10 protein-coding genes are annotated in these 13,335 nt (G+C 41.3%); 7 read left to right on the plus strand and 3 right to left on the minus strand.

All coding sequences use genetic code 11. From position 1 onward, the window contains the following. Window positions 1-162 precede the first annotated feature (162 nt). On the minus strand, window positions 163-1,158 hold the full coding sequence (locus C6Y03_RS04305; protein WP_106038898.1) for a LacI family DNA-binding transcriptional regulator: 996 nt from the start codon (window positions 1,156-1,158) through the stop codon (window positions 163-165). 172 nt (window positions 1,159-1,330) lie between these two features. Here C6Y03_RS04305 and C6Y03_RS04310 point away from each other — a divergent pair, with 172 nt between their 5' ends. Next, entirely contained in the window at window positions 1,331-2,230 is a 900-nt protein-coding gene (locus C6Y03_RS04310; RefSeq protein WP_034660520.1) for a LysR family transcriptional regulator, read from the plus strand. A 20-nt stretch (window positions 2,231-2,250) separates the two neighbouring features. Here the strand turns inward: C6Y03_RS04310 and C6Y03_RS04315 are convergent, their stop codons facing one another. Continuing rightward, window positions 2,251-3,927 (minus strand): hypothetical protein, encoded by a 1,677-nt coding sequence (locus C6Y03_RS04315; RefSeq protein WP_106038899.1) that lies wholly within the window; start codon window positions 3,925-3,927, stop codon window positions 2,251-2,253. Window positions 3,928-4,477: 550 nt separating this feature from the next. Here C6Y03_RS04315 and C6Y03_RS04320 point away from each other — a divergent pair. The 5 genes from C6Y03_RS04320 (at window position 4,478) to C6Y03_RS04340 (ending at window position 10,117) form a co-directional block, all read left to right on the plus strand. Then, window positions 4,478-4,816 (plus strand): DUF3969 family protein, encoded by a 339-nt coding sequence (locus C6Y03_RS04320; protein WP_045210169.1) that lies wholly within the window; start codon window positions 4,478-4,480, stop codon window positions 4,814-4,816. Between the two features lie 164 nt (window positions 4,817-4,980). Beyond that, window positions 4,981-5,838 carry a MurR/RpiR family transcriptional regulator gene (locus C6Y03_RS04325; RefSeq protein WP_106030699.1) on the plus strand — a complete coding sequence of 286 codons (858 nt, stop codon included), beginning with the start codon at window positions 4,981-4,983 and terminating at the stop codon, window positions 5,836-5,838. 185 nt (window positions 5,839-6,023) lie between these two features. Then, the gene (gntK, locus tag C6Y03_RS04330) at window positions 6,024-7,568 is read left to right on the plus strand and encodes a gluconokinase (protein ID WP_060597626.1); all 1,545 of its coding nucleotides are present in this window, start codon (window positions 6,024-6,026) and stop codon (window positions 7,566-7,568) included. Window positions 7,569-7,592: 24 nt separating this feature from the next. After that, a complete protein-coding gene (locus C6Y03_RS04335) occupies window positions 7,593-8,921 on the plus strand; it encodes a GntP family permease (protein ID WP_106030698.1) in 1,329 nt (442 codons plus the stop codon). Window positions 8,922-9,010: 89 nt separating this feature from the next. Beyond that, the gene (locus C6Y03_RS04340; protein ID WP_106038900.1) at window positions 9,011-10,117 is read left to right on the plus strand and encodes a DNA alkylation repair protein; all 1,107 of its coding nucleotides are present in this window, start codon (window positions 9,011-9,013) and stop codon (window positions 10,115-10,117) included. 31 nt (window positions 10,118-10,148) lie between these two features. Here the strand turns inward: C6Y03_RS04340 and C6Y03_RS04345 are convergent, their stop codons facing one another. Further along, on the minus strand, window positions 10,149-11,486 hold the full coding sequence (locus C6Y03_RS04345; RefSeq protein ID WP_106038901.1) for an amino acid permease: 1,338 nt from the start codon (window positions 11,484-11,486) through the stop codon (window positions 10,149-10,151). 319 nt (window positions 11,487-11,805) lie between these two features. On the opposite strand from C6Y03_RS04345, the gene C6Y03_RS04350 reads away from it, so the two are divergent. Next, window positions 11,806-13,320, plus strand: a complete 1,515-nt coding sequence (locus tag C6Y03_RS04350) for a methyl-accepting chemotaxis protein (RefSeq protein WP_106030696.1) — start codon at window positions 11,806-11,808, stop codon at window positions 13,318-13,320. Window positions 13,321-13,335 lie beyond the last annotated feature (15 nt).

A 13,335-nucleotide genomic window follows, 5' to 3' on the forward strand; every position in this document is an offset into this window, starting at 1 on the left:
CTCTCGTTCTATTTTCACAGATGATAAGAAAACGCTTTCTTAATGTGAGAATATCAACTTAAGTAAAAAAAGTAAACATATTTTATTAAATTTATTAAGTAAAATTTTTTACTCATATAGAGAGAAAAGAAGCCCTCCACATTGGACGGGGCTTCTAGTTGTTTATATCGTACTTTTTCGAAAGACAGGTTCTGAAGCAATCAGAACAGTTTTAGGTAATGTTCTGCCGTCCACAAGTCTTTCTAACAGTAAATCGACAGCTGTTTCACAAAGTAAAGACGTGTGGATATGATACGTGGTGAGCGGTGGTGACACATATTGAGACACATGAATATCGTTGATACTAAAGACGCTCACGCGGTTCGGCAGAGAAAATCCGCGCTCGTTTAATGCTTGTAAGCAGCCGATGGCAAGAGGATCACTAGCGACACAAAAAGCGGTGGGCAGATCATCACCAAGCTCATCAATTGCCTTCATCATCAGCGAATACCCTTCATCTACTGAGAAATGATGACCGACATAGACCAATCGCTCATCAAGGACATTGTGAGCCATCATATATTCACGGAAAGTCGTTTCGCGAATATCAGGAATATGCACATTCGTATTCAGGTCAAGGTCTGTGCCGCCAATGAATCCAATGGATGTGTGTTTTTTTTCAATAAAAGAATCGATGATCTTTTCAACAATTCGTTTCAGATTTGGCTTTACAGAATCAAAACGGTCTTCATCCGGTGACGTATCAATAAAAACGATATGCTGGGTGATTGCATATAATTGATCAAGCTCTGACGTTTTAAATCGGCCGATGGCGATGATCCCTTCTGTAGAAGGATCAATGGAATGAAGCCCATCAGATGGATTGTAAGCGGTGACATTTAAACTCCGAGTATTGGTCAGTTCCTCAATGCCCAGACGAATGGATTTGAAATAAATATCTTCAAGCTCTTCCTTTTCGGTCATCCAATAGAGAAAGGCGATTTTTTTTAATGAATGTTTGAATGTTTTCTTTTGATAGGACAAAGCTTCTGCGGCGGCGTATACTTTTTCGCGTGTTTGATCCGTGACAGATAGGTTGGGGTCTTGGTTTAGTACGCGAGATACAGTCGCTATGGATAATCCAGCTTTTTCAGCAATGTCCTTTATTTTAGCTGCCAAATCAGCACCTCCTATAGAAAATATCTCCTCCTAGTATAGAGTCTTTAAAAAAATTAGTAAATATTTTTATTAAATTGTTTTCAGTTAAGCGCTTCTTTACGCACTGGGAAGGAATTAGTAAGATATATATATGAAAGGTTTTGGATTAATATTTCTGATAGGAGAGGGACCGATGTATTACGATGCACTGAAGACATTTGTGACAGTTGTGGAAGAGAAAAACTTTACAAAAGCAGCCCAAAAGCTGCGGATTTCTCAGCCGAGTGTCAGTCTTCATATTAAGAACTTGGAGCAGGAATTCCAGACCGTTCTGCTGAATCGTTCGCCAAAGCAATTAACGGTTACACCAACTGGGGATATGCTGTACCATCGATCAAAACAAATCATTCGTTTATATGAACAGGCGAAGCAGGATATTTATGAGCATCATCATCTGGCAAGAGGGAAGCTGACAATCGGGGCGAGTTTCACCATTGGAGAGTACGTGCTGCCGCAAATATTGGCAGAGTTTCATCAGCTCTATCCGCATGTTGATATTGAGGTGGTCATTGATAACACAGAGGCGATCGCCAGACATGTCCGCTTATTCCATGTCGACATCGGTTTAATCGAAGGACAGACCAATGACAAAGAACTAACTGTCGAAACTTTTCTAGAAGACGAGCTCTATATCGTGGCGCCATTAGATCACCCCTTTGCTAAGAAAAAGGATGTCACGATTGATCAACTGCAGAACGAAACATGGATCACGAGAGAAGAGGGATCAGGTACCGGAGAATACTTACAGCACGTCCTGAAATCAAATGGACTGAAAGCACGGACCTTTGTGACATTTAGCAGCAATCAAGCGATTAAAGAAGCTGTGATCCACGGAATGGGGCTTTCCGTTTTATCTAAATATGTCCTCCAGCGAGGCAGCATTGGCGGTGAATTGGCTGTCATTTCTGTGAGAGGAATGGATTTCAAACGAAAATTCTCCTATGTCGAGTCACCAATGACAGGGGGAAATAAAAATAAAGAATTGCTCGTTGAATTGTTAAGGAAAGAGAGAAAAGACGCTTCTCCTCAGTAGGAGAAACGTCTTGTCTTTTTTTATAACCCTTTGATTTTGATTTCATCAACTGGAAGGAAGATTTCACCTGTATCTGTGTATTTCATGGTGACCTGATCGCCTTCTTTTAAATAAATGACAAGAGGTTCTTTTTCAGATGACATGGTGTAGCTTTTCCCATCGTCTAGCAGGAAGGTGACGGTTGTATAATCACCGGTCTTTTCTTTATAGACTCGTTTGACTTTTCCTGTAGCTTCTTTCTTTTCCTGCTTAGATGAACTGTTGACGGTGCCGCCGCCTTTTTGAAGAGCTGTCTTATAGGCTCTCAATGCTTCGTTTGGTGTTGAAGCGTACGCAGCGATTTCAGGATTGGCTGCAGAAACGATAAAGTAGTTTTGCAGGAATCCATTTGAATCGAGAACCGGTGTGAGCCAGCTGGCTTCTCCATAGAAATTATAGAGAATGGGCATGCGCCCTTTCCATTTCTTCTCGATGAATCGTTTTTCAATAATTTGCAGAGCACCTTGAGAATCCATGTAGGACTCTTCAAGATTACCGGTATAATAAGTGGCTTTTCCTGTCCGGGCATTTGTCAGGGCATACCCAAGCATCGAATCAACGCCCTCTTTCGGACTTGTGAAATCTGTGAAGTAATACATATCTCCTTTTGAATCAAACACTGGACTTACATTGGCTTCTGTTCCTTCATCTGAAGGCAGCTTCACATCTGATTTTCCAAACATACTGTTCCAGAACCCGTGAATATAGTTTCCGAAATAACTGTTTTGCAGACTGACCGATTCTGGTGAAACAGCACCATCAATAAAAGCAGGTACTTGATCTAGAGCATATTTCTTCGTTGCGCCTGTTTTGGCATCAACAACGACTACGCCTGAAGCTTTAAAGCCGTTTCGGGCAGAGATAAAATCGCCATACGTGCGAATGTAATAAGGCTTACCATCATCATTGATTTCCAGCTGGGTGTCGCCGTAGAAAATCAAATCAGGGTACTGAAGCCGGATATGCCGCTCAATTTCTTTGTTGAAATAAGAGGAAGGCGTATAAACCATCTCTGTTTTTACAAACTTTGGATTAGCAGATGAGTCGGTCGCACTTAATGTAAAGTAACCCGGCGTACTGCCCGAACGAATCCATTTAAAGAAGTCCGAGAATTCCACTGGGGCGATGTACACATACTCACCGTTGACCTTCTGGATTTGCAGGCTGCCAAGCTCATAGTAGCTTGTGTTTGGAACCTGTCCAAACGATTTCTTCATTTTGTTCCGAGCGAATTGAGGCGGTACACTTGCAGGTGTTTCCGTCTCATCAAACGCTTTGATTTCCACTTTTTGTTCCATTTTGGAGACATCGAATTTTTCATTCGCATTGAATAGAAAAGCTGTCGCCATATAAACACCGAGCAGTAATAGAATAAGAAACAGCACGCCTTTGATCTTACGCTCCAATCCAACTGACAAAAAGGCACCTGCTGCTGTCACAACAAGTCCAATCAACCATAGGGATGAAGGGTTGCGATCTAAATTGGTGATGTAATAGAAAACAAAAATACCGACCATGAACAGCAAAGCAAGGCCTGCAATCCACATAAGCGGAACCTGCTGTTCTGTTCCTTTCTTTCTAACGAACAATCTGAGCGGTGTGAGCAAAAGGGTCAAAATCAGACCGATCACAACCGAAAATAACAAAATATATCCCACAAACAGATCTCCTTTCAAATCAATCACTCTTTTAGTATATACGAGTGAGACGGGGAAAAGATTCATAAGAATCATACAGATAAGGTTTATAAAAAAATGAGTTTAAAAGACACTTATATATCGGAAGGTTAGGTGAAGTTTTCCTTGCGCTATATGATTAGATTATAGTGAATATTTTGTTATGTCATTCAAATATATCATTTTCCTTTTCTAATTATTTTTACTTTAATTGTATCGTTATTCTCACCGTCTGTAACATTCCATATTAATCGAGAGGCTTCTTCAAATGACAAAAGTGTACAAATTGGTTATAAAGGAGCCGATGCTGTATGGGGTCTTGTCATCCGTACTATTTTTGTAGACTAAAAAAGTTACAGTAAATAATAAAAAATTGTTATCGGAGTTAAAACAGATTGAAGGAGGGACTTGGAAAAAAGTATATAAAGATGGCTATAAAGACGGAAAAAAGGTTTCTGTGCATTATTTTCAAAGTAAATCTGGTTTGGTGTATGATGTGAAAGTTAAAAAAGGTTGGAGTGTGAAATGATTTATGAATAAAATAGAACTAAGATATTCTTCACATGAAGATTTAGATAGGATTATTGTTATAAATATCATTGGTATAATCATATCGCTAAAAGAAGGTTTAATCACTATAGAAGAAGCGGAAAAGCTCATGTTCAGTCCACGAACAATCGATGTTTTAAAAAAGAAAGGGATAAATGAAGAACTGATAAATATACTTCATTTGGGAACAGAACTTGAAGATGTAGAAAGTTTAATACCACATGAATTAAGTGATAGTTTAGAAGAAATAAGGGTAAAATGCTTAAGATTTTTGGAAAGAAATATAGAAAATGAAGTTGAAAATAATGTGGTAGATTGTTGAGCTAAAAGTGTATATTATAAAGTTTTGAGTAAATCTTTTTTGATTAATTGATTAAAACGATGAATTCATAAAAAGAGAAGTCTGTGCAAACAGGCTTCTTTTTTATAAGATGGGAACATGAGGAAATGTATGCGCTAACAAGAATAGGGGAGGAGTGAAGTCAATTGGCTTCTGTTAATTTAAGTAGTATTGAAAAAATACGAGCAGCAAGCAGGGGATTGCCGCCAAAGCTGAAAGGAATTGCAGAACATATTACGAGTGAGCCCCGCGACATCATCCATTTGTCTATTGTCGAGCTTGCGAAAAAGACAGCGAGCTCAGAGGCAACGATTTTTCGTCTTTGTAAAAGGCTTGGATTTGAGGGCTTTCAAGATTTGAAGATTGCTATTGCCCAGGAAATAGACCAAACAAAGCCTAATTATGTAGATGAAGAAATGAGTCTTGATGATGATACAGCGATTTTTATGCAAAAGGTTTTTCAGGCGAATATATCCGCTTTAAAGGATAGCTTTCAATTGTTGAATCCAGAGGATGTAGAAAAGGCCATACAAATCATACATGAAGCGAAACGCTTAGAGTTTTATGGGAGTGGTGGGTCTGGACTCATTGCAACAGACGCTTTTCATAAATTTATGAGGACAGGTATCAACTGTATTGTTCACACAGATTCTCACTTTCAAGCGATGTCTGCTGGTCTCCTTGACCAGCACAGTACAGTGATCGGTATATCTCATTCTGGACGTAATAAAGATTTACTCGATGCGATGAAAACAGCAAAGGGAAAAGGAGCCAAAACCATCGGCATTACAAGCTATCAGCGCTCTCCATTGAGTCAGCTTGCAGATGTCACGTTGTATACAGCGACGCAAGAAACGGCTTTTCGAACAGAAGCGATGTCTGCAAGACTTGCTCAGCTGACTGTCATTGACGTTCTATATTTTGCACTTGCTCACTTAAGGCAGCAGGAAACAATAACAAATTTAAAGCAAATGCGAGAAACCATATCACAAAAAAGGGTGTAATGATTCCAAAAATAAATTTTTCTGATGATGAAAAATGCTGCTATGGTAACGATTGTGAGCTTTTGGATGAAAATAATTTTCTTTTCGGTCGTTGAATGTCGAAAAAATTATTTTTATAATGGGATTTAACAGGTATATCAAAAACTTCATATCTGATTTCAAATCAATGATTGGGCGTGATACAGATGAAGGGAAACCAGGCGGTAATTGGTTTGGATATTGGAACAACAAGTACAAAGGCGGTTCTGTTTGGACCACAGGGGAAAGTAATAACGAAGCATTCAGTACCTTATGATCTCATTCAGCCCCAGCCAGCATGGGTTGAGCAGGACCCTGAAAAGATATTAGAAGCCGTCATTGCGAGTGTAAGAGGTGCATTGACGACAGCAGCATTTGATGTAGCAAATCTCATCGGCATCGGGATTAGTACTGCGATGCATTCCTTAATTGTGATGGATGAGGATGGCAAGGCGTTAACGAACAGTATCATTTGGGCAGATAACAGAAGTGCAGAACAAGCGAAACGAATCTTATCAGATATGGATGGCTTCCACATTTATAAAAGGACAGGTACACCGATCCATCCAATGTCACCGCTTTCAAAAATACGTTGGATCAAGGAAATGGCACCTGATCTCTTCAAGAAGGCAGCGAAATTTATTTCTATCAAAGAATATATTCTTTATCATTTCTTCGGTCAGTATGTCGTCGATTATTCAATCGCTTCAGCAACAGGTCTGTTCCATTTGGAAACGCTTCAATGGGATGAACAGGCGCTTCGTATTGCTGGAATTGAAGCCAGTCAACTGTCTGAACTTGTCCCAACGACGTATCAGCTGAGAGGACTTCAGCCTGAGATTGCACTGCGCATGGGCATTAAAGAAGATACACCATTTGTGATTGGTGCGAATGATGGCGTTCTAGCGAATTTAGGTGTTGGCGCGATTGGAAAAGGAGAGGTGGCTGTTACGATTGGGACAAGCGGTGCGGTCCGTACGGTTGTAGACAAACCAATCACAGATGAGCAATCAAGAACGTTCTGCTATGCGCTGACAGATAAACATTGGGTTGTGGGAGGACCGACCAATAATGGAGGGATCATGCTGAGATGGCTGAAGGATGAATTTGGATCTTCAGAGGTGGAGGTAGCAAAGCGCCTTGGTGTGGACCCTTACGATTTAATGATGGATATTGCGGAAAAGATTCCAGCAGGCTCAGAGGGACTGCTGTTTCTGCCATTTTTATCGGGTGAGCGTGCACCTTATTGGAATCCAAATGCGAGAGGCACCTTCTTTGGGATCGGTCTTCAGCATAAGCGGGAGCATTTTATTAGAGCTGTGTTAGAAGGCGTCATTATGAGTGTTTTCTCGATTGGTGTTGCCTTAAGAGATTTAACCGGTTCTGCAAAGGATGTCAGAGCTTCGGGCGGATTTGCACGATCTCCGTTGTGGCGGCAAATTTTAGCGGATACGATGGGCAGAGAAGTACTTGTTCCAGAAAGTTATGAAGCGTCAGCACTTGGGGCGGCTGTCCTCGCACTTCATAGTTTAGGTCATATGGAAGAGATAGAAGAGGTTCAAGAGTGGATTCGAATTTCTGCCCGTCATGAACCTAATATGAAGAACAATGAAACTTACATAGAGCTATTTTATTTATATGAGCGTCTCTACGATAAACTGAAGGATGAATTTGATGTCATTAGTGCGCTGCAATTAAAACAAAATCGTTAAACATCAGGGAAAAGGTGGGAGAACATGCTTTTATTCATCGTGATTGCGGCGATTGTCCTTTTACTCATTCTCATTACAATCGCTAAGTTGAATCCATTTGTGAGTTTAATTATTACTTCGATGCTAGTGGGCTTTGCTACTGGAATGGATTTGCAGGAAATCATTCAATCGATTAAAACGGGATTAGGCAATACGTTATCATTGCTGGCAATTGTTCTAGCGCTTGGTACAATGCTTGGGAAAATGATGGCTGAATCAGGGGGAGCAGAGCGGATAGCTCAAACTTTAATCGGCCGGTTTGGGACGAAAAATGTGCATTGGGCAATGATGTTTGTTGCCTTTATCGTGGGGATACCTGTCTTTTTCCAGGTCGGTTTCGTTCTTCTCATTCCTTTACTTTTTACAATTGCTATTGAAACAGGCATCTCGCTCGTGACAATTGGGCTCTCGTTAATTGCTGGCTTGTCTGTCGTGCATGGACTAGTGCCGCCTCATCCAGCGGCAATGGCAGCCGTTGGCATCTATCATGCCAACGTGGGGAAAACCATTTTCTTTTCTATAATTGTCGGATTGCCGACAGCGATTATTGCTGGACCGCTGTATGGTAAGTGGATTGGAAAACGGATACATAAACCAGTTCCGGAGATGCTGAGAAAGCAATTCACTGAACGAAATGAAGATCGAAGGCTCCCCGGCTTTGCGAATACGATGTTTACCATATTGGTGCCGGTGATTCTGATGCTTCTTGCCACATTGGCGGACATTATCTTACCAGAGGACAATATGTGGTTTCAGGTATTCAAGTACATCGGGGATCCAATTACAGCACTGCTGATTGCAACGGTGTATTCTTTCTTCAGTCTTGGCTTTATGCAAGGAATGAGCCGTGACCGAGTGCTTTCATTTAGCAACGAGTGCTTAGGACCAATCGCTTCCATTTTGCTTGTCATTGGAGCAGGCGGGGCTTTCAATAATGTGCTCATTGATTCGGGCGTTGGTGATTATATTGCGGATTTAGCCAAACACTCGCCGATTTCACCGATTTTGCTAAGCTGGCTAATTGCTGCGGTGATTCGTGTAGCAACAGGATCTGCGACGGTCTCTATGATGACGGCAGCAGGTATTGTAGCCCCAATTGCTGCAACTATGCCGGATGTGAGCAGAGAGCTGCTTGTGTTAGCCACAGGAGCGGGTTCGTTAATTTTATCTCACGTCAATGACTCTGGTTTCTGGCTGATCAAGGAGTATTTTGGTATGACCATTAAAGAGACGTTTTTGACATGGACGGCTATGGAGACGATCATTTCCGTTAGTGCTATTGCATTTATTATGATCATTAATATGTTTATATAGCGAACAACAGCCTGGTTCTTTGGAATTGGGCTGTTTTTGCTTGTTGTGATACCACTTTCTTCAGATTGGGGTAAAATAATGATATTGAGATGTGGGAGGCGGACACGATCGAACCATTAAAACATGTGTACCATGAATTATTTATTCAAGAATTAGCGGAGAAACTTGTACAGGCTTCGACTGTATTTGATGCTGAGCAATTCCAGCGGCTCGTGCTTCAAGAGGATTGGCAGCAGCTTGAGTTAAAAGGACGGATGAGAAGAGTCACTGAATCGATGCATGCCTGTCTGCCTGAGGATTATAAGCAGGCAATTGAGGTACTGCGTCAGGCAGCGCCGCATTTTTCAGGGCTTAGTGCGCTCGTATTTCCAGACTATGTCGAGACATATGGCCTTGCACATTGGGATCTCTCGATCAAGGCGCTCGAATTCTTCACGCCTTTTTCCACTTCTGAATTTGCCGTTCGGCCATTTCTGATTCAAGATCAAGACAAAATGCTGGCGCAAATGCTCGTATGGTCTCAGGATCAAAATGAGCATATACGGAGGCTTGCTAGTGAAGGCTGCAGACCGCGTCTGCCATGGGGCTTATCTGTTCCTTCGCTTAAAAAAAATCCTTCGGTCACACTGCCGATTTTAGAAAATTTGAAGTCTGACTCGGCGCGGTATGTGCAAAAAAGTGTAGCGAACCATCTAAATGATATCTCAGCAATTCAGCCTGATCTGATGAAGCAGACAGTTCAAAACTGGTATGGAACTAACAAACATACGAACTGGATTGTCAAACATGCATCCCGTACTTTACTCAAAAAAGGAGACCCAGATATCATGGCTTTGTTTGGCTATGGAGACGATCCATCCGTTCAGGTAACGGATTTGAAGATAGTACAAGACCCTATTCGGATCGGTGAGAAAATGACTTTTCATTTTACACTTCAGGCCGATAAGCCGCTAAAGCTGCGTGTAGAGTATGCCATAGACTACGTCAAAGCTCGGGGGACCCGCAATCAGAAGGTATTTAAAATTACAGAGTTTGAAACAGGCTCAGCGTTACATAGAGAATTCGTCAGGTCACAGTCTTTTCAAAATATGACGACGAGAAAACATTATGAGGGAACCCATACTTTATCGATTATCATCAACGGTATCTCAAAAGCGTCGATTGATTTTGAAGTGACAGAAGCCAGCAGCTCATGAAAAAACCCGCCTCAATGGCGGGTTTTAGCGTTTAAGCCTTCTTTTTCATTAAGAATGAAGCAATGATGGCTGCAACTAAGAAACCGATGCTGATAATCGAGCTAGGCAAGTTTTCTTGTCTGAATAGAAACATCACAAAACTCACACTTAGTACAAGACCTGCAAATAAAGTCAAATACGGAAACAGCCACACCTTAAAATACGGCTCCTGTGGATATTTCGGGCGAAGTTTCAGATGTGCCATGCAAATGCTAATCCAAATGAGTGAAACAGCAAAACCAGGAATAGCCAGCATATAACTGAAAATTTGCTCAGGATATAAGTAAGCAAAGAATGCTCCGATGAGAAGAAATAGAACGGTCACCCATAAACTCAAAATGGGTACGCCTCTTTTATTGACCTGTGCCAGCCTTTTCGGACCGCCATCTGATTTAGAGAGAGAATGCATCATTCTCGTCGTTCCATAAATGCCAGAATTGGCCGCAGATAAAACGGCTGTAATCAATACAAAATTAATGAAGTGAGAGGCGCCTTGCATACCGGCTGCTGAAAAGACTTGAACAAATGGGCTGTTATTTGGATCAATTTGATTCCAAGGAATGAGTCCGCAGATGATCAAAATCGGCAAAGTGTAAAATAAGATAATACGCCACATCATACTTTTAACAACACCAGGCAAGACCTTCTCTGCATCCTTTGTTTCTGTAATGGTCAGCCCGATCAATTCAGAGCCCCCGTAAGAGAAGATAACGACTAATAAAGATGCAAAGATCGCACCCCATCCGTTCGGGACGAAGTTTTGATAGTTGGTGAGTGCAGGTGTGCTTTGTTCGTTCGGAATGATCCCAAATAATAGGGCTGCACCAAGAATAATAAACACAATAATAACGAAAATCTTCATTCCAGCGAACCAAAACTCAATTTCACCAAAGTATTTTACATTATTTAAGTTAATTCCGATGACTAAGAGTGAGCAGAGTAAACATAGTGACCATAGCGGCACGTTCGGCATCCAGTATTGAAGCAAGCTGCCTGCCGCGATAATCTCAATGACACACACAGTGAGCCACATGAAACAGTAAACCCAGCCGACGACAAATGAAAAACGTTGACCAAGCGCAATCTGTATCAGGTCGCGAAGGTTATTTCCCGGATAGACAATCGCCATTTCAGCTAAGGCTGCCATCACGATGAGCAATAATAATCCGGCAAATACATAGGAAAAGATGACCCCAGGACCTGCTAAACCGATTGTATCGGCACTTCCTTTAAAAATTCCTGTACCAATGACCCCGCCCAATGCAATCATGCGAATGTGACGCGGTGATAAAAGCTTTTTTAATTCTTGTTGTTCCTGATTCGCGCTCATGACGTTCTCCTTTTTTAAAAATGCTTATGTTCCATTTTCTTTTTTCGGGACGTCAGTGTCAATATAAAAAAAGAGATTTTTCAGACAAAAAAGGCGGTTGTTTCTTTCAAATGAGCCGTTTTTTTCCATAAATTCTTTCCACGACCCATCACCAAAATCTGAAACTTCGAGAAAAAATGAACATTTGCCTTCATTCTGACATAAACAATTTTCAGTTTTTGTCGATATATCTTTTGTAATACTAAAGTCCTAATAAAGAATTGTTTATAACTGTAAAATATTTCAAAAATGTATGAAGAAGTGAAAGGAGTTATGAAAGATGTTTATGAGAAAAGCAAATGATTCGTCAGCGGGAACCCTTTTAAATGAAAGCAGTCGATTAGTAGAACGAATTGAGAAGGGAGACCTTTCAGCAAGAATAGATACTGCTGCATTCTCTTCAAGTCAAACGATTGAAGCAGTAGCCCAAATAAATGAAGCTTTGCAAAAGATGCAGGAAGTAAATGAAGATATTCAAATGCGGATGAATTTAGTGACAAAAGCCATTCAAGTTGGTTTATGGGATATGATCGTTGTCGCTGGAGATCCGGTCAATCCAAAAAATGAGTTCACATGGACGGATGATTTCCGCAAAATGATCGGCTTTCAAAATGAGCACGATTTTCCAAATGTTTTAGACAGCTGGGCATCTCGAATCCATCCGGATGAACAAGAATATACCTTAAATGCATTCTCTTCGCATTTATTGGATCATTCGGGACATACACCATATGATATCGAATATCGCTTGAAGTTGAAAAACGGAGATTATCGCTGGTTCAAAGCAACTGGCACGACCATTCGTGATCGAAATGGTGTCCCTCTTCGTGTAGCGGGAGCTCTTTTTGATATTCATGATCAGAAATTGAAAGAAGCCGAGCTGCAAGCATTCGTGACGAGATATGACTTGATCAACCGTGCGCTTGTGGAAGCTCCTTGGGACATGGTCGTAGAGGCCGGCGATCCAGTCAATCCGAATAACGAGTTCTGGTGGTCCCCGCAGTTCAGAAAAACGCTTGGTTTTACGGATGAAAAGGATTTCCCGAACGTGTTAAGCAGCTGGAGCGATCGCCTGCATCCTGAGGATCAAGAAAAGGCTCTCCAAGCTTTTGCAGATCATTTAAATGATCACTCTGGACGCACACCATTTGACATTGATTACAGATTGCAGAGCAAAAATGGCGAGTATCGCTGGTATCATGCAGGTGGTGAAACCATTCGTGATGAAAAAGGTGTTCCTCTTCGTGTGGCTGGAACCATTCGTGACATCACGTTAGAGAAAAACAAAGAGAAAACAGCGAATGAAATGGCTTCACAAGTAGAACAGCTTTCAAGTTCGATCAGCGAGATGGTATCCGGCATCAGCTCTGTGACAAACCAAGCGCAAGAGCTTGCTGTCGCACAAGAGCAGTCAACATCTGCTGCCAATCTAGCAAAAAATAGTGCAGATGAGACGAAAAATATTTCTGACTTGATCAAAGAAGTAGCGAACCAAACGAACCTGCTTGGTTTAAATGCTGCGATCGAGGCAGCGAGAGCTGGTGAGCAAGGAAGAGGATTCTCAGTCGTTGCAGATGAAGTGCGTAAGCTGGCGCTTCATAGTGCCAATGCAACGGAGAATATCGAATCTAGTTTAACAGAAATGAAAACACAAATTGATGAAATTCTTGAAAATATCTCGAACATGACAGCTCTTACACAAACACAGGCTGCTTTAACAGAGCAAGTAAATGCTTCAGTCGATGAAGTGAACCACATGTCTCAGCGCCTTGTGGCCTATTCAAAGAGTATTTAATCGCCAAAAACCGCC

It is taken from the genome of Bacillus sp. LNXM65, from assembly GCF_002998575.1.
Taxonomy (GTDB): Bacteria; Bacillota; Bacilli; order Bacillales; family Bacillaceae; genus Bacillus.